General features: G+C 72.0%; 19 protein-coding genes. 9 read left to right on the forward strand and 10 right to left on the reverse strand.

Translation table 11 applies throughout. The annotated features are described in order from the left end of the window. The first annotated feature begins 26 nt into the window (after positions 1 to 26). Positions 27 to 746: a Mut7-C RNAse domain-containing protein gene (locus HD593_RS45115; protein WP_379478775.1), complete on the forward strand. Its 720-nt coding sequence runs from the start codon at positions 27 to 29 to the stop codon at positions 744 to 746. 13 nt (positions 747 to 759) lie between these two features. Further along, the gene (locus HD593_RS45120) at positions 760 to 1,914 is read left to right on the forward strand and encodes an NADH:flavin oxidoreductase (RefSeq protein ID WP_185109058.1); all 1,155 of its coding nucleotides are present in this window, start codon (positions 760 to 762) and stop codon (positions 1,912 to 1,914) included. Between the two features lie 11 nt (positions 1,915 to 1,925). Here the strand turns inward: HD593_RS45120 and urtE are convergent, their stop codons facing one another. From urtE to urtA, 5 genes are read right to left on the reverse strand one after another with little or no spacing between them, the layout of a single operon-like run. Further along, positions 1,926 to 2,615, reverse strand: a complete 690-nt coding sequence (gene urtE / locus HD593_RS45125) for an urea ABC transporter ATP-binding subunit UrtE (protein WP_185109059.1) — start codon at positions 2,613 to 2,615, stop codon at positions 1,926 to 1,928. Next, positions 2,593 to 3,345: an urea ABC transporter ATP-binding protein UrtD gene (gene urtD, locus HD593_RS45130; protein ID WP_185109060.1), complete on the reverse strand. Its 753-nt coding sequence runs from the start codon at positions 3,343 to 3,345 to the stop codon at positions 2,593 to 2,595. Before urtD ends, urtE begins: the two co-directional genes overlap by 23 nt. Then, entirely contained in the window at positions 3,329 to 4,351 is a 1,023-nt protein-coding gene (gene urtC / locus HD593_RS45135; RefSeq protein WP_185109061.1) for an urea ABC transporter permease subunit UrtC, read from the reverse strand. The genes urtD and urtC overlap by 17 nt, the downstream gene beginning before the upstream one ends. Then, positions 4,348 to 5,196 carry an urea ABC transporter permease subunit UrtB gene (gene urtB, locus HD593_RS45140; protein WP_185109062.1) on the reverse strand — a complete coding sequence of 283 codons (849 nt, stop codon included), beginning with the start codon at positions 5,194 to 5,196 and terminating at the stop codon, positions 4,348 to 4,350. The genes urtC and urtB overlap by 4 nt, the downstream gene beginning before the upstream one ends. Continuing rightward, positions 5,196 to 6,386, reverse strand: a complete 1,191-nt coding sequence (urtA, locus tag HD593_RS45145; RefSeq protein ID WP_185112520.1) for an urea ABC transporter substrate-binding protein — start codon at positions 6,384 to 6,386, stop codon at positions 5,196 to 5,198. The genes urtB and urtA overlap by 1 nt, the downstream gene beginning before the upstream one ends. Before the next feature lie 206 nt (positions 6,387 to 6,592). Here urtA and HD593_RS45150 point away from each other — a divergent pair, with 206 nt between their 5' ends. From HD593_RS45150 to HD593_RS45180, 7 genes are read left to right on the forward strand one after another with little or no spacing between them, the layout of a single operon-like run. Then, positions 6,593 to 6,895, forward strand: coding sequence for an urease subunit gamma (locus HD593_RS45150; RefSeq protein WP_185109063.1), 303 nt, complete (start codon positions 6,593 to 6,595; stop codon positions 6,893 to 6,895). Continuing rightward, positions 6,892 to 7,203 carry an urease subunit beta gene (locus HD593_RS45155; RefSeq protein WP_185109064.1) on the forward strand — a complete coding sequence of 104 codons (312 nt, stop codon included), beginning with the start codon at positions 6,892 to 6,894 and terminating at the stop codon, positions 7,201 to 7,203. The genes HD593_RS45150 and HD593_RS45155 overlap by 4 nt, the downstream gene beginning before the upstream one ends. Continuing rightward, positions 7,196 to 8,905, forward strand: a complete 1,710-nt coding sequence (locus HD593_RS45160) for an urease subunit alpha (RefSeq protein ID WP_185109065.1) — start codon at positions 7,196 to 7,198, stop codon at positions 8,903 to 8,905. The genes HD593_RS45155 and HD593_RS45160 overlap by 8 nt, the downstream gene beginning before the upstream one ends. Continuing rightward, positions 8,905 to 9,603: an urease accessory protein UreF gene (locus HD593_RS45165; protein WP_185109066.1), complete on the forward strand. Its 699-nt coding sequence runs from the start codon at positions 8,905 to 8,907 to the stop codon at positions 9,601 to 9,603. Before HD593_RS45160 ends, HD593_RS45165 begins: the two co-directional genes overlap by 1 nt. Before the next feature lie 19 nt (positions 9,604 to 9,622). Continuing rightward, complete coding sequence (gene ureG, locus HD593_RS45170; protein WP_185109067.1) at positions 9,623 to 10,297, forward strand: urease accessory protein UreG; 675 nt, start codon at positions 9,623 to 9,625, stop codon at positions 10,295 to 10,297. After that, complete coding sequence (locus HD593_RS45175) at positions 10,297 to 11,094, forward strand: urease accessory protein UreD (protein ID WP_185109068.1); 798 nt, start codon at positions 10,297 to 10,299, stop codon at positions 11,092 to 11,094. Before ureG ends, HD593_RS45175 begins: the two co-directional genes overlap by 1 nt. Positions 11,095 to 11,098: 4 nt before the next feature. Beyond that, positions 11,099 to 11,575 carry a hypothetical protein gene (locus HD593_RS45180; RefSeq protein WP_185109069.1) on the forward strand — a complete coding sequence of 159 codons (477 nt, stop codon included), beginning with the start codon at positions 11,099 to 11,101 and terminating at the stop codon, positions 11,573 to 11,575. A 6-nt stretch (positions 11,576 to 11,581) separates the two neighbouring features. Here HD593_RS45180 and HD593_RS45185 read toward each other — a convergent pair whose 3' ends face one another. From HD593_RS45185 to HD593_RS45205, 5 genes are all read right to left on the reverse strand, one after another. Then, positions 11,582 to 13,324: a protein kinase domain-containing protein gene (locus tag HD593_RS45185; protein WP_185109070.1), complete on the reverse strand. Its 1,743-nt coding sequence runs from the start codon at positions 13,322 to 13,324 to the stop codon at positions 11,582 to 11,584. 64 nt (positions 13,325 to 13,388) lie between these two features. After that, positions 13,389 to 14,297 carry a GTPase Era gene (gene era, locus HD593_RS45190; protein WP_312904185.1) on the reverse strand — a complete coding sequence of 303 codons (909 nt, stop codon included), beginning with the start codon at positions 14,295 to 14,297 and terminating at the stop codon, positions 13,389 to 13,391. A 17-nt stretch (positions 14,298 to 14,314) separates the two neighbouring features. Then, positions 14,315 to 14,791 carry an NUDIX domain-containing protein gene (locus HD593_RS45195; RefSeq protein WP_185109071.1) on the reverse strand — a complete coding sequence of 159 codons (477 nt, stop codon included), beginning with the start codon at positions 14,789 to 14,791 and terminating at the stop codon, positions 14,315 to 14,317. A gap of 8 nt (positions 14,792 to 14,799) precedes the next feature. After that, complete coding sequence (locus HD593_RS45200) at positions 14,800 to 15,111, reverse strand: cytidine/deoxycytidylate deaminase family protein (RefSeq protein ID WP_185109072.1); 312 nt, start codon at positions 15,109 to 15,111, stop codon at positions 14,800 to 14,802. 9 nt (positions 15,112 to 15,120) lie between these two features. Further along, complete coding sequence (locus HD593_RS45205; RefSeq protein WP_185109073.1) at positions 15,121 to 15,753, reverse strand: hypothetical protein; 633 nt, start codon at positions 15,751 to 15,753, stop codon at positions 15,121 to 15,123. Positions 15,754 to 15,784 lie beyond the last annotated feature (31 nt).

The raw sequence follows: 15,784 nt of genomic DNA on the forward strand, positions 1-15,784 counted from the left end.
TTAGCCGGTGGAACAGAATGGACGGTGTGACGACCGCACGCCTGCGCATCTCCCCAGAGCTGAGGATATTCCTGCCCGCGACCCGCCGCCACGAGTGGCAGGACGTGACCCCCGACAACACCTCCACCCTGGGCCACCACGTCGAGTCCGTCGGCGTCCCGCTGACGGAGGTCGGCCCCATGCTGCTCGACGGCCGGGGCGTGCCGCCCTCGTACCAGCTCGCGGCGGGCGACGTGGTGGACGTGCACCCGGTCCCCCGCCCCCAGCAGCTCCCCGAGGAGCCGCGGTTCCTGCTGGACGTGCACCTGGGCACGCTGGCGCGGCGGCTGCGCCTGCTCGGCATCGACGCCGCCTACCACAACGACATGGACGACCCGGCGCTGGTGGTGCAGGCCAACGAGGAGCGGCGGGTGCTGCTCACGCAGGATCGCGGCCTGCTGCGCCGCCGCGCGCTGTGGCTCGGCGCGTACGTCCGCGGCTCCGCCCCCGCCGACCAGCTCCGCGACCTGCTCGAACGCTTCGCCCCGCCGCTGCGCCCGTGGACGCGCTGCACCGCGTGCAACGGCGTGCTCGTGACCGTGACCAAGGACGAGGTGGAGCCGCATCTGGAGGCGGGCACGCGGCGCAGCTACGACGTCTACGGCCGGTGCGCGTCCTGCGGCCAGGTCTACTGGCACGGCGCGCACAGCGGCCACCTTGAGGAGATCGTACGATCGGCGCGATCCTGGGCTCACGGCATGTCGTGATCGGAGAGTTGCCATGGACGTGTTCGACCTGGCCAGGCTCGGCCCCATCACCCTGCGCAACCGCATACTCAAGGCCGCCACCTTCGAGGGCATGACCAGGGGCGCCCTGGCCGGCGACGACCTCATCGCCTTCCACCGCGCCCACGCCGCCGGCGGCGTCGCCATGACGACCGTCGCCTACTGCGCGGTCTCCCCCGAGGGCCGCACCGAGCGCCGCCAGATCTGGATGCGCCCCGAGGCGCTGCCCGGCCTGCGCCGCCTCACCGACGCCGTGCACGCCGAGGGCGCCGCCGCCTCCGCGCAGCTCGGTCACGCCGGGCCGGTGGCCAACGGCAGGTCCAACCGCCTGCCCGCCCTGGCACCGTCCGCCCGGTTCAACCCGCAGGCGATGCAGCTGACCCGCAGCGCCACCGCCGCCGACCTCGAACGCATCACCGCCGCCCACGCCACCGCCGCCGGGCTGGCCGTGGAGGCGGGCTTCGACGCCGTCGAGATCCACCTCGGCCACAACTACCTCGCCAGCTCGTTCCTGTCGCCGAGGCTCAACAAGCGCAAGGACGAGTACGGCGGCTCGCTGGCCAACCGCGCCAAGGTCGCCCTCGGCGTCGCCCGAGCCGTCCGCGACGCCGTCGGCGACCGCATCGCCATCCTGGCCAAGCTCAACATGGACGACGGCGTGCCCGGCGGCTTACGGCTGGAGGAGAGCCTGCAGGTCGCCCGGTGGCTCGAACGCGACGGCAGCCTGGACGCCCTGGAGCTGACCGCCGGCAGCTCCCTGCTCAACCCGATGTACCTCTTCCGCGGTGAGGCTCCGATCGCCGAGTTCGCCGCCACCTTCAAGCAGCCGACGCGCCTGGGGCTCAGGCTCGCCGGCGGCCGGTTCCTGCGCGCCTACCCCTACGAGGAGGCGTACCTGCTGGACTCCGCCCGCCGGTTCCGCGCCGCGCTGAAGCTGCCGCTCATCCTCCTCGGCGGCATCACCCGGCGCGCCACCATGGACCTGGCCATGGCAGAGGGCTTCGAGTTCGTCGCCATGGCCCGCGCCCTGCTGCGCGAGCCCGATCTGATCAACCGCATCCGCACCGACCCCGGCACCCCGTCGCTGTGCACCCACTGCAACAAGTGCATGCCGACGATCTACACCGGCACCCGCTGCGTGCTCGCCTGAAGGCGCCGCCGTCAGACGGCCAGCAGCCGCTGCACGTCCTCCCGGTGCAGTTCCTCGGCGGTCCCGGTCCGTACGACGTGACCGCCGTCCAGGATGACGAACGTGTCGGCCAGCCGCAGCGCGATGTCCAGGTACTGCTCGACCAGCAGCACGGCCAGCCCGGCCGCGTGCAGCCGCTCGATGGCCGCCTCGATCTCCAGGATGATCGACGGCTGGATGCCCTCGGTCGGCTCGTCGAGGATGAGCATCCTGGGCCGCGTCACCAGGGCACGCGCCATGGCGAGCTGCTGCTGCTGGCCGCCCGACAGGTGCCCGGCGCTCCGCTTGAGCAGCGGCTTGAGCGCCGGGAAGAGGTCGAGGGCCTCGTCGATGGCCTCCCCGGGCTGCTTGGCGGCCTCCACGGTCACCAGCAGGTTCCCCAGGACCGAGAGTTGCGGGAAGCACTGGTGGCCCTGGGGGACGTAGCCCATGCCGAGCCGTACACGCTCGTGCGGTTTGAGCCGGGTGACGTCCCGGCCGTCGAACGTGACCGTGCCCGCGGTGGCGGGCAGCACCCCCATGACGGTGTTGAGCAGCGTGGTCTTGCCGACCCCGTTGCGTCCCATGACGCACACGAGCCGGCCGGGCCCGACCTCCAGCGAGACCCCGAACAGCACGCGTGCCCGCCCGTACCCTGACTCAAGGCCGGTTACCGACAGCATCCTCGGCCTTCCTCCTCCCCAGGTAGACCTCCTGCACCCGCGGGTCGGCGCTGACCTGCTCGACCGACCCCTCCACGAGCACCTTGCCCTCGTGCAGCACGGTCACCGTCGAGGCGTGCCGCCGCAGGAACTCCATGTCGTGCTCCACCACGATCACCGTGTGGTCGTCGGCGATCTGGGTGAGCAGCTCGCCCGTACGCTCGCGTTCGTCCTTGGACATGCCCGCCACCGGCTCGTCCAGGAGCAGCAGCCTCGGGCGCTGCGCCAGCAGCATGCCGATCTCCAGCCACTGGCGCTGGCCGTGCGAGAGAACGCCCGCTGAACGCTCGGCGAGCTCTTCGAGCCCCGTCCTGGCCAGGGCCTCCTCGACCGCTTCCGAGACGCCCCTGCGCCGCCTGGCCAGCGACCACAGCGGCTTGCGGAAGCTGGCGGCCAGGTCGAGGTTCTCGACCACGGTGAGCTCCTCGAACACCACCGAGGTCTGGAACGTGCGGCCCACGCCCAGCCGGACGATCTGGTGCTCCTTCCTGCCGACCAGGTCGAGGCCGCCGAAGCGTACGGTGCCCGCGGCCGGCCTGGTCAGCCCGGTGATCACGTCGATGAGGGTGGTCTTGCCGGCGCCGTTGGGCCCGATGAGGAAGCGCAGCTCGCCCTCGGGCACGGTGAGGTCCACGCCGTCGAGCGCGCGGAAGCCGTCGAACACCACCTGTACGTCACGCAGTTCGAGCACGGCGCAACCTCCCCACGATCCCGACGATCCCCTTCGGGGCCAGCGTCATGACCAGGATGAACAGGGCTCCTTGCAGGTAGAGCCAGCCGTCGGCGAACTGCTCGCTGAACGCCGTCTTGGCGTACCCCATGACGACCGCGCCGAGCACGGCCCCCGCCAGCGCGTGCCGCCCGCCGACGGCCACCGCGACGACCAGCTCCAGCGACGGCACGACGCCGAGCAGCGCGGGCGAGATGATGCCGACGACCGGCACGAACAGCGCGCCCGCCAGCCCGGCCATGCCCGCCGAGGCGGCGAAGGTGACGGTCTTGACCAGGGCCGGGTCGTAGCCGAGGAAGCGCACCCGGTCCTCGCCGTCGCGGACGGCGACGAGCAGCCGGCCGTACCGGCTGCCGACGAGCTGGCGGGTGGCCAGGTACAGGATTCCGAGCACGGACGCCACGACGATGTAGAGCCCGCGCTGCGTGGAGTCGTCGGCGAGGTCCTGGCCGAACAGCTCGAAGAAGTTCGTCATGCCGTTGGTGCCGCCGGTCAGCCCCTGCTGCCCGACCAACAGGATCACCATCGCGGCGGCCAGCGCCTGGGTGAGGATCGCGAAGTACGCCCCGCGCACCCGCTGCCGGAACACCAGCGTGCCCAGGATCACCGCGAGCAGCGCGGGCCCGAGCACCGCCATGCCCACCGCGAAGACCGGGTTGGCGAACGGCGTCCACAGCGCGGGCAGGCTCTCCACCCCGCTCCACACCATGAAGTCCGGCAGCCCGCCGGGCCCGGCCTCCTGCAGCTTGAGGTACATCGCCATGGAGTAGCCGCCGAGCCCGAAGAAGACGCCCTGCCCGAGGGTGAGCATGCCGCCCTTCCCCCAGGCCAGCCCGATCCCGAGCGCGACGATCGCGTAGCAGAGGTACTTGGCCAGCAGCCCCAGCCGGAACGGCTCCAGCAGCAGCGGCGCCGCGACCAGCGCGATCACCGCCACGGCCGCGAAGGGCAGGTTCCGTTTGATCACGTCAGCACCCTCGACCTCAGCACGAACAGCCCCTGCGGCCGGATCTGCAGGAACGCGATGACGACGGCGAAGACGATCACCTTGGCCAGCGAGGCGTCCGACCAGAACTCCGCGTAGGAGTTGAGCAGCCCCAGCCCGATCGCGGCGAGCACCGCGCCGCGCAGCTGCCCGAGCCCGCCGGCCACGACGACGAGGAAGGCGTCCACGATGTAGTACGTGCCGAGCGCCGGCCCGACGGGCCCGATGAGCGTCAGCGCCACCCCGGCCACGCCCGCCAGCCCGGAGCCGATGAAGAACGTCAGCATGTCCACCCGGCCGGTGTCGATCCCGCTGGTGGCGGCGAGCTGCCGGTTCTGCACCACGGCCTGCGTCCGGCGCCCCAGCCCGGTCCGCGTGAGGTACACCCAGACCGCGACCACGCCCGCCACCGCGAGCCCCATGATGAACAGCCGGTTGTAGGGCAGGATGCCCACCCCGCCCGCCAGCCAGGACGGCGCGGGCACCTGCACGTTGGGCGCCCCGAACAGGTCGCGGGCCAGCTGCTGCAGCACCAGGCTGACGCCCCAGGTGAGCAGCAGCGTGTCCAGCGGCCGGCCGTAGAAGTGCCGGATCGCGCCCCGCTCCAGGATCAGCCCCATCACCCCGGCCACCAGGAACGCCACCGGCAGCGCCAGCACCAGGTCCTGCAGCAGGAACGCCGTGTAGGCCCCGGCCATGATGAACTCGCCGTGCGCCATGTTGATCACGCCCATCTGCCCGAACGTGAACGTCAGCCCGAGCGCGATCAGCAGCAGCACCGCCCCGATCGACAGGCCGATGGGGAGCTGGTTGACGAAGGCCGACATCACTGCCCCGCCGCCAGGCCGGCCGCCCACGGGTACCCCTTGAGGTACGGGTCCGGCTTGATCGGCTGTCCCGAGTCCCACACCTGCTTGATCAGGCCGTCCGGCTGGATGATGCCGATGCGGGCGGTCTTGTACAGGTGCTGGTTCTCGCCGTCGATGGTGACCAGGCCCTCGGGGCGTTCGAGCGCGATGCCGGGCGCGGCCTTCTTGACCGCCTCGACCTCGGTCGTGCCTGCCTTCTTGACGGCCTCGGCCCACAGGTAGACGGCGTTGTAGCCGGCCTCCATGGGGTCGGAGGTGACCTTGGTCGCGCCGTACTTGGCCTTGTACGCCTTCACGAACGCCTCGTTGGCCGGCGTCTCGGTGGTCTGGTAGTAGTTCCAGGCGACCGGGTGACCGGCGATGTTGTCCACGCCGATGCCGGTGACCTCCTCCTCGGCGACGCTCACCGACAGCACCGGCATGGCCTCGGCCGTCGCTCCGGCGCTCTTGAGCTGCTTGAAGAACGCCACGTTGGAGTCCCCGTTGAGCGTGTTGAAGACCGCGTCGGGCTTGGCCTGCACGACCTTGTTGACCAGCGTGGAGTACTCGGTGTGGCCGAGCGGGGTGTACTCCTCGCCGAGGATCTCCATGCCGTTCGCCGCCGCGTACGCCTTGATGATCTTGTTCGCGGTCCGCGGGAAGACGTAGTCGCTGCCCACCAGGAACAGCCGCTTCTTGCCCTGCTCCTTGAGGTAGTCGAGGCCGGGGATGATCTGCTGGTTGGTGGTCGCGCCGGTGTAGAAGATGTACGGCGAGCTCTCCAGCCCCTCGTACTGCACCGGGTACCACAGCAGCGCCTTGTAGCGTTCGAAGACCGGCAGCATCGCCTTCCTGCTGGCCGAGGTCCAGCCGCCGAAGACGGTGGCGACCTTGTCCTGCCTGATCAGCTTCGTGGCCTTCTCGGCGAACGTGGGCCAGTCGGAGGCGCCGTCCTCCACGACCGGCACGAGTTTCTTGCCGAGCACGCCCCCGGCCTTGTTGATCTCGTCGATGGCGAGCAGTTCGGCGTCGCGCACGGTGACCTCGCTGATCGCCATCGTGCCGCTGAGCGAGTGCAGGAGGCCGACCTTGATCTCGTTGGAGGAGGCGGCGGGTTCGGCGTCGGATCCGCAGGCCGCCAGGGCCAGGACGAGTATCGCGGACACCATCGGGCGGGAGATGCGCACAGGAGTTCCTTCCTGCCGACCGGTTCTGCGAGAAAGGTGACTCCGGGACATTTCACTTGAAGATCCCGTTTGTTAATTGGCGATTGCCGGACGTTCACAGAGACACGGGAAATTCATCCGCGCGGCGCGAAACCAACACGACATCCGCCCGCAACAGCGTGGAAACGGCCGGTTCCTAGGGTCCGGCCATGCGGCTTACCTCACACGAGCAGGAGCGGCTGCTCATCCACGTCGCCGCCGGTGTGGCGCGCGAGCGGCAGGCCAGGGGCCTGCGACTCAACCACCCAGAGGCTACCGCCATCATCGCCTCGTTCCTCATGGAGGGGGCCAGGGACGGGCGCACCGTCTCCGACCTGATGGAGGCGGGGCGGTCGGTGCTCGGCCGGGCCGACGTCATGGAGGGCGTGCCGGAGATGCTGGAGAGCGTGCAGATCGAGGCCACGTTCCCCGACGGCACGAAGCTGGTCACCGTCCACAGGCCCATCCCGTGATCCCCGGCGAGTACGCGCACCCCGAGGGCACGATCACGCTCAACCCCGGGCGCGAGCGGGTCACCGTGCGCGTGGTCAACACGGCCGACCGGCCGGTGCAGGTGGGCTCGCACTACCACTTCGCCGCCGCCAATCCGGGGCTGGACTTCGACAGGAAGGCCGCCTGGGGGATGCGGCTGGACGTGCCCGCGGGGACCGCGATCAGGTTCGAGCCGGGGGTCGAGCGTGACGTGACGCTGGTGCCGCTGGCCGGCCTGCGCGTGGTGCCCGGCCTGCGGCCGGAGTGGGCGGGTCCGCTCGATGGCTGACATCTCGCGCGCCCGATATGCCGCCCTGTACGGCCCCACGACCGGCGACCGGATCCGCCTGGCCGACACCGACCTGTTCATCGAGGTCACCGAGGACCGGTCCATGGGCCCGGCGGGCCCCGGCGACGAGGCCGTCTTCGGCGGCGGCAAGGTCATCCGCGAGTCCATGGGCCAGGCCAGGACCACCCGCGCGGAAGGGGCCGCCGACCTGGTCATCACCGGCGCCGTGATCCTCGACCACTGGGGCGTGGTCAAGGCCGACGTCGGCGTCCGCGACGGCCGCATCTCGGTCATCGGCAAGGCGGGCAACCCCGACACGATGGACGGCGTGGACATCGTCATCGGCCCGTCCACCGAGGTGCTCTCCGGCAACGGCAAGATCCTCACCGCCGGGGCCGTCGACTCGCACGTCCACCTGATCTGCCCGCAGCTCCTCGACGAGGCCATCGGGTCCGGTGTCACCACGGTGGTCGGGGGCGGCACCGGGCCCGTCGAGGGCACCAAGGCCACCACCGTCACCGGCACCTGGTACCTCGGCAGGATGCTGGAGTCGCTCGACGCGTACCCGCTGAACTTCGCCCTGCTCGGCAAGGGCAACACGGTCAGCACCGACGGGCTCATGGAGCAGCTGCGCGCCGGGGCCTCCGGCTTCAAGCTGCACGAGGACTGGGGCACCACCCCGGCCGCGATCGACGCCTGCCTCAGCGTGGCCGACGCCGCCGGCGTGCAGGTCACGATCCACACCGACACGCTGAACGAGGCCGGCTTCGTCGAGTCGACGCTCAAGGCGATCGGCGACCGGACGATCCACGCGTACCACACGGAGGGGGCGGGCGGCGGGCACGCGCCCGACATCATCCGCGTGGCCTCCTACCCCAACATCCTGCCCTCCTCCACCAACCCGACCAGGCCGCACACCGTCAACACGCTCGACGAGCACCTCGACATGCTGATGGTCTGCCACCACCTCAACCCGTCGATCCCCGAGGACCTGGCCTTCGCCGAGTCGCGCATCCGGCCGACGACCATGGCGGCCGAGGACGTGCTGCACGACCTGGGCGCGATCTCGATGATCGGCTCGGACTCGCAGGCCATGGGGCGGATCGGGGAGACGATCATCCGTACGTGGCAGACGGCGCACGTCATGAAGGCCCGCCGCGGCGAGCTGGGCCCCGGCCCCGCCGACAACCTCCGCGCCCGCCGCTACATCGCGAAATACACCATCTGTCCCGCCATCGCGCACGGCCTGGACGCCGAGCTCGGCTCGGTCGAGCGCGGCAAGCTCGCCGACCTCGTCCTGTGGGACCCGGCCTTCTTCGGCGTCAAGCCCGACCTCGTGCTCAAGGGCGGCGTGGTCGCCTGGGCGCAGATGGGCGACGCCAACGCCTCCATCCCGACCCCGCAGCCGGTGCTGCCCCGCCCCATGTTCGGCGCCTCACCGGTCACCGCCGCGGCCACCTCGCTGCACTTCGTCTCGCCGCTCGCCCTGGACTCCGGGCTCGCCGACCGGCTGTCCGTACGCCGCCGGCTCGCGCCCGTGGCCGACGTACGGCGCCGGGGCAAGTCGTCGATGCCCCTCAACGACGCGCTGCCGCGGATCGAGGTGGCGCCGGACACGTTCGAGGTCCGCATCGACGGCGACCTCGTCGAGCCCGCCCCCGCCACCACCCTCCCCCTCGCCCAGCGTTACTTCCTCTTCTGATGCACCCCTCCCTGCTGCTCCTCACCGACTCCCGCCTCCCGGCCGGCGGCCACGCCCACTCGGGCGGCATCGAACGCGCCGTCGCGTCGGGTGCGGTCCACGACGTCCCCTCCCTGTCCTCCTTCCTCCACGGCCGCCTCCACACCGCCGGCGCCCAGTCAGCGGCCCTCACCGCCGCGGCCTGCGCGGAGGCGGCCCGCCTCGCCACCCCCTCCGCCGCTGAGGACGAGCCGGAGCCACACCGCTGGCTGGTGCTGGACGCCGAGGTGGACGCAAGGACCGCCTCCCCGGCCCAGCGCGACGCCTCCCGCACCCAGGGACGCCTCCTCCTCCGGGTCGCCCGCCGCGTCTGGCCGTCCTCCGTCCTGGACGACCTGGCCACCATCACCCCGAACCCGCACCACCCCATGGCCCTGGGCGCAGCCGCCCACGCAGCCGGCGCCACCCCCGAGGAGGCGGCCCTGGCAGCGGCCTACCACGCGATCACGGGCCCGGCCACGGCGGCGGTCAGGCTCCTGGGCCTGGACCCGGTGGCCGTGCACGCCCTGCTCGCCACCCTCACCCCCGCCCTCACCGCCCAAGCCTGCCGGGCCGGCGCCTCCCCTGGCTGGGAGGCACTGCCCGCCTTCTCGTCACCAGCCCTGGACCTCCTGGCCGAGCAGCACGCGCGAGCCGAGGTCCGGCTGTTCATCTCATGAACGAAGGAAGGACCCCGACATGGGAGCCGTTCACGACGACCACCACCACGCCCCCGACGGCCGCGGCCGGGCGCTGCGCCTCGGCGTCGGCGGCCCGGTGGGCAGCGGCAAGACGGCCCTGGTGGCCGCCCTGTGCCGCACGCTGGGCCCGTCGCTGTCCCTGGGCGTGGTGACGAACGACATCTACACCACCGAGGACGCCGACTTCCTGCGCCGCGCCGGCGTGCTGGACCAGGAGCGCATCCTGGCCGTCGAGACCGGCTGCTGCCCCCACACCGCCATCCGCGACGACATCGCCGCGAACCTCGACGCCGTGGAGACCCTGGAGTACCGGTTCGGCCCGCTGGACCTGGTGATCGTGGAGAGCGGCGGCGACAACCTGACGGCCACGTTCAGCCGGGGGCTGGCGGACCGGCAGATCTTCGTGCTGGACGTGTCGGGCGGCGACAAGGTGCCGCGCAAGGGCGGCCCCGGCGTCACGACGGCGGACCTGCTGGTGATCAACAAGACCGACCTGGCCCCGATGGTCGGCGCCGACCTCGACGTGATGGCGCGCGACGCGGCGGCCGTACGCGGCGAGCGCCCGGTCCTGTTCACCTCGATCCGCCATGAGCCCACCGCCGCCACGGTCGCGACCTGGGTCTCCGAGCAGGTGCACACCTGGTCCCACACCCACGCGACCCCCGTCTCGTAATGCCCGCCCGCGCGGACGGCCGCCGGGCCATGCGGGCCTGCGCCGCCGTCGCGACCAGCCTCGCCGCGGACGGCCGTACCGTGGTCAGCCGCCTGGCCTCGGCGCCGCCGCTGACGCTGCGGCAGACGGGCCCGCACACCGTCCATCTCGTCTCCACCGCCGCGGGCCCGCTCGGCGGCGACCGCCTGGCCCTCGACCTGGACGTCGCCCCGCGCACCACGCTGGAGCTGGGCTCGGTGGCGGCCACGCTGGTCCTGCCCGGCGAGGGCGTGTCCGAGTTGCTGGTCACCGCGCGCGTCGGCGCGGGCGCCACGCTGCGTTTCGCGCCGGAGCCGACGGTGCTGGCCGCCGGCTGCGACCACCGCCTCCTGGTACGCCTCGCGCTGGAGGCGGACGCGAACGTGCTCTGGCGCGAGGAGCTCGTCTTCGGCCGCCACGGCGAGGCCCCGGGCCGCTGCCACGCCCGCTTCGACGCCACCCGCGACGGCCTGCCGCTGCTCAGGCAGGAGTTCACCGTGGGCGACCCGGAGCTGGACACCTCCCCCGCCGTGTACGGCCCGGCCCGCTGCGCCGGCACCACGTTCCTGACGGCGGCGGCGAAGGAGGCGGCGGTGGCCGAGGGGGTCGCGGTGCTCCCGCTGGCCGCCCCCGGCACGCTGGTGTCGGCGCTGGCCGCCGACGCCGTCCAGCTCCGCGCCCGCCTGGAATGGGGTGAGCGCACCGCCATGGCCGCTCCCCGCCTTGGTGACGACTCCGTTGCGTACGGTGGTGAGTCTCCCGTCCCCGGCATACAGTGATCGTGTGGCCGACGACCTCAAGCCCACGCCCGCCGGCCGGAGAGTGCGCCGCGGTTACCCGCTGGCCGTGGCCGCCGCCGGCGCCCTGCTCGTGTTCTGCGCCGTGCTGCCGTGGGCCGCGGTCCAGGCGACGAGCAGCCTCATCGCCGGCGGGGTGGTCAGCGACATCCGCGGCATCGACGACCCCCTCGGCGTCTACACGCTGGTGGCCGGGCTGGTCGCGCTGGGGTGCGGGCTGGCGGGTCTGCTGTCGTCCCACCCCAGGCTCGCCGCCCTGGCCGCCGTCCCGGGCGGCGTGGCCCTGGTGGTGCTGGTGAGGTTCGTGATCGCCGGTGGTGGCAACCTGCGCGACCGGATCTCTTTCGACCTCGGCGGCCTGCTGTCGATCGAGCCGGTGATCAGGTTCGGCTGGTTCGCCGCGCTGGGCTGCGCGCTGGTGCTCGTCGTGCTGTCGGTCCTGACCCTGTTCCGCGGGTCGTGACGGCGATCAGCCGAGCTTGGCCGCCTGCATGGCGCTCAGCCGCCGCACGTACCAGGCGGTGACGATCACCACCGGTACGGCCAGGACGTGCACGGCCAGGATGCCCCAGATCTCTGTCGTGTACTCGTACGCCCGATACGTCTCCCCGTCGATCTCCTCGCTCTCCGTGCTGAGAAACTCCGTCCAGTCGAGCCAGAAGAGGGGCCAGGTCAGGAGGGTGACCAGCCACAGGACCCACCACGTGTGCAGGAGACCGGCCGGCGCCATCGCGCCGCCGCGACCGGGTGGGCTGGAGGCGTGCCAGACGTCGTCGGCGATCTGCTTGGGCAGCCAGAAGTTCGCGATCGGGATGAACCAGCCGTACACCGCCATGGAGGGGCGATAGCGCAGCCGGCCGGGCGCGAGCCGTTCGGCGACGGCCCGCACGCGGTGGAACCAGAGCAGCCAGCACAGCACCAGCCCCACGCCGGAGACGATCTGGGCCACCAGCATGATGAGGCTGCTCTCCTCGTTGGAGTCGTCGATGTCCCAGTACGTATCGCTCGGTCGCATCTGCCCCACGTCGTCGAAGGCTGCGAGCTGGTGGACCACGACACCCATGGAGATCAGCCCGAAGAGGGCGAGCATCACGTAGACGGCGATCTGGTAGGCGGCGGCCGGGTGCAGCGGGCCGGCGCCGCGCATGCGCCGGCGCTCGTCGGCCAGCAGGGGCTGCGCTGCCCCGGGCCGTGACGGCTCCGCGCTTCGCGGACCGCCGGGCTGTGACGGCGCCGTCGTGCGCGGGTCACCGCCGAGCGGTGCCGGCGGCGTCGTTCGGAGGCCGCCGCCGTCCGGGCCCCCCGGCGATTGTTCGAGGGCGGTCAGTGCCAGGGTGCGGCGCTGGGCGATGACGTGGGTGAGCGCCTCGGGCAGCCACGACCCCTGGCCGGGGACTCCGCCGGGCGAGGCGAGCCCGGTGAGGTGGGCCAGCACCTGCTCCAGGCCGGGCCGCGCGGCGGGGTCCTTGGCCAGGCAGGCCGCCACCAGGCCGGCCAGCGGGGCGGGCAGCCCGTTCAGGTCGGGCTCAGCGTGCACGACGCGGAAGACGACCGCGTGGACGGGCCCCTCGCCGAAGGGGCTGCGGCCGGTCGCGGCGAAGGCCAGCACGCAGCCGAGCGAGAACACGTCCGAGGCCGGGCCGACCCGCTGCCCCGCGGCCTGTTCCGGCGACATGTACGCGGCGGTGCCGAGCACGGCGGAGGTCTGGGTGTGGCTGGTGGCGTCCAGGGCGCGGGCGATGCCGAAGTCGATCAGGCGGGGGCCGTCCTCGGCGAGGATGACGTTGGCGGGTTTGAGGTCGCGGTGCACCACCTCGCAGGCGTGCACGGCGGCCAGCCCTTCGGCCAGCCCGGCTCCCAGCACCGCGACCGACTCCGGCGGGAGCGGCCCGTGGTCGTGGACGGCCTGGTACAGGGAGGGGCCGGGGATGTAGGCGCTGGCCAGCCACGGCGGGTCGGCGTCGGTGTCGGCGTCCACGACCTGCGCGGTGTAGAACCCGCCGACCTTGCGCGCCGCGTCCACCTCGGCGGCGAAGCGGCGCCGGAACTGCGTGTCGTCGGCGAGCTGGGGCCGCACCACCTTCACCGCGACCAGGCGCCCGCCGGGGGAGCGGGCCAGGAACACCTGCCCCATGCCGCCCTCGCCCAGCCGGGCGTGCAGCCGGTAGGGGCCGAGGTGGGTGGGGTCGCCGTCGCGTAGGGGGTTGGCCATGGCACCGCTTCCGCGTGGGGGGTCTTCGCCGGTCGGTGTCGATGATCTCAAAAAGAGGGCGTGCTCAGTCGTAGAACCCGAGCCGACGCAGTTGTTTGGGATCGCGCTGCCAGTCCTTGGCCACGCTGATCCGCAGGTCGAGGTAGACCCGGGTGCCCATCAGCGCCTCGATCTGCTTGCGGGCCTTGGTGCCCACCTCGCGCAGCCGCTCCCCCTTGTGCCCGATGACGATCGCCTTCTGCGACGGCCGCTCCACGAACATGTGGGCGTAGATGTCGAGCAGGTCGTCGCGCCCCTCGCGGGGCAGCATCTCGTCCACGACCACGGCGATGGAGTGGGGCAGCTCGTCGCGTACGCCCTCCAGCGCCGCCTCCCTGATCAGCTCGCCCACCAGCACCTGCTCCGGCTCGTCGGTGAGCTGGCCGCCCTCGTAGAGCGGCGGCGACTCGGGCAGGTGCTCGATCAGCACGTCGGCGAGCACGTCGAGCTGGTCGCCCGACTGCGCCGACACCGGCACGATCGCGGCGAACTCCGCCACCTGCGACACCGCCAGCAACTGCTCGGCGACCTGCTCCTTGCTCGCCAGGTCGCACTTGGTCACCACGGCGATGACGGGCGTCTTCCTCACCGCCGCCAGCTTGTCGGCGATGAACCGGTCGCCCTTGCCGATGGGCTCGTTGGCCGGCACGCAGAAGCCGATCGCGTCGACCTCGGTCAGCGTGGACAGCACGAGGCTGTCGAGCCGCTCGCCCAGCAGCGTACGCGGGCGGTGCAGGCCGGGAGTGTCGACGATGATGAGCTGGGCGTCGGGGCGGTGCACGATGCCTCTGATGACGCGCCTGGTCGTCTGCGGCTTGGACGAGGTGATCGCCACTTTCGTACCGACCAGGGCGTTCATCAGCGTGGACTTGCCGACGTTCGGCCTCCCCACGAAACAGGCGAATCCGGCGCGATGGTTGTCTGGCGAAGTCACATGTGCATTGTGTCCCATCATCGAGCGTGTTCACGCCACCACGCGAACGCCAGGGGCGCCACGCCGGGTGTCCAGGGTGTCGTGTCCAGCTCGGGCAGGTCCGCCTCCGGCACCCAGCGGAAGTCGCTGATCTCCACCCCGTCGGGCCTGGGCAGGCCCGAGCCGGGGGCGAGGGCGCAGCCGTAGGCGGCGATGACGTAACCGACCTCGTGCCCGTTCGGGTAGCGGGTGCGGAACTCGGGCCCGCCGTAGACGCCGATCAGGCCGCGCACCTCGATGTCGATGCCGAGCTCCTCCTGCAGCTCCCTGACCACGGCGTCCTCGGGCCGCTCGTCAGGGTCCACGCCGCCGCCGGGGGCCGCCCACAGCCCCACGTCGCCGTGCCGGGCCAGCAGCAGCCGGCCCTCGTCGTCGAACACGAACCCCGACACGGACGGCAGCATGATCAGATCGCCGCCGATCTTCTCCCGAATTTTCGCCAGAAACGGCGACATCGGCATGGTCAGCCTCGCAGGGTGCCGTCGGGGCCGGCCACGAGCAGCTTGCCGGCGCCCAGCTCGGCCGCCACGGCCTCGTCGGCGGGGCTCGGGTCGCCCTCGCTCACCAGCGCCACGGCCTCCAGGGACTGCGCGCCACTGGAGATCGCCATCGCCGCGGCCACCTGCACGGCCGACAGCGTCAGCGCGGACAGGCTCACGTTCGTCGCGGAGTAGGTACGGCCGGTCTCGTCACGCACGGCCGCCCCCTCGGCGGAGCCGTTGCGCGCCCTGGCGGCGCGGGCCAGGGTGATGATCTTGCTGTCTTCAGGATTCACCCAACCAGGTTAGGCGCTGACCATGGAGATCGCCGCCTCGACCACCTTCCTGGTCCGGGCGGGATCCACGTCGTTCATGCCCGTGTGCACCACGGACACCAGCGTGTCCCCGACGCGGGACAGCACGACGTCCATCGCGTACGGGTAGCCGTTGAGCCGCCCGCGCAGCGTCGCGCCCACGGCCTCGTCCCCCGCGCCCCGCACGGGCAGCTCCTGCAGCCGCAGATCGGTGCCGCTGGAGGTGCGTACGGCATGACAGGCCCCCATCGCCTCAGCCAGGGCGTCGAGGTGCCCCTCGGCCTCCTCGTTGGCGTACCTGGCCAGACCCACCCCGGCCTGCTCGCCGAGCCCGTCGCCGTGGTAGCTGACGGCGGCCTGCGCGGTCAGCGCCTGCCCGGGCGCCCGCCCGCCGGCCGGCTCCAGCACGGCCCTGCAGTTCCTGTCCGCCTGCCCGAACGGCATCCGCCACGCCTGCTCCGGCCTGACCGTGAAGCCGTCGGGCAAGGGCGGCTCCTTGCTGAGCACTTCGCGCAACTGCGCCATGGCCTGCGCGTCGATGAAGCTCTCGGCTCCCTCTCCGCCGCATCCCGCCAGGAGGCCCGTCACCAGCACGGAAGCGATGATCCATGGTTGTCGTTTCATGATCCCCCCTTGGATCGCAGCCTCCCCAACC

The sequence above is a fragment of the Nonomuraea rubra genome (assembly GCF_014207985.1).
GTDB classification, from domain to species: domain Bacteria; phylum Actinomycetota; class Actinomycetes; order Streptosporangiales; family Streptosporangiaceae; genus Nonomuraea; species Nonomuraea rubra.

What these genes read in the sequence shown, in the direction of transcription:
- HD593_RS45120 (WP_185109058.1), top strand. Translation starts at nt 760, where the DNA reads ATGGACGTGTTCGACCTGGCCAGGCTCGGCCCCATCACCCTGCGCAAC.
- urtE (WP_185109059.1), bottom strand. Translation starts at nt 2,615, where the DNA reads ATGCTGTCGGTAACCGGCCTTGAGTCAGGGTACGGGCGGGCACGCGTG.
- urtB (WP_185109062.1), bottom strand. Translation starts at nt 5,196, where the DNA reads ATGTCGGCCTTCGTCAACCAGCTCCCCATCGGCCTGTCGATCGGGGCG.
- urtA (WP_185112520.1), bottom strand. Translation starts at nt 6,386, where the DNA reads ATGGTGTCCGCGATACTCGTCCTGGCCCTGGCGGCCTGCGGATCCGAC.
- HD593_RS45150 (WP_185109063.1), top strand. Translation starts at nt 6,593, where the DNA reads ATGCGGCTTACCTCACACGAGCAGGAGCGGCTGCTCATCCACGTCGCC.
- HD593_RS45160 (WP_185109065.1), top strand. Translation starts at nt 7,196, where the DNA reads ATGGCTGACATCTCGCGCGCCCGATATGCCGCCCTGTACGGCCCCACG.
- HD593_RS45165 (WP_185109066.1), top strand. Translation starts at nt 8,905, where the DNA reads ATGCACCCCTCCCTGCTGCTCCTCACCGACTCCCGCCTCCCGGCCGGC.
- ureG (WP_185109067.1), top strand. Translation starts at nt 9,623, where the DNA reads ATGGGAGCCGTTCACGACGACCACCACCACGCCCCCGACGGCCGCGGC.
- HD593_RS45175 (WP_185109068.1), top strand. Translation starts at nt 10,297, where the DNA reads ATGCCCGCCCGCGCGGACGGCCGCCGGGCCATGCGGGCCTGCGCCGCC.
- HD593_RS45185 (WP_185109070.1), bottom strand. Translation starts at nt 13,324, where the DNA reads ATGGCCAACCCCCTACGCGACGGCGACCCCACCCACCTCGGCCCCTAC.
- HD593_RS45195 (WP_185109071.1), bottom strand. Translation starts at nt 14,791, where the DNA reads ATGTCGCCGTTTCTGGCGAAAATTCGGGAGAAGATCGGCGGCGATCTG.
- HD593_RS45205 (WP_185109073.1), bottom strand. Translation starts at nt 15,753, where the DNA reads ATGAAACGACAACCATGGATCATCGCTTCCGTGCTGGTGACGGGCCTC.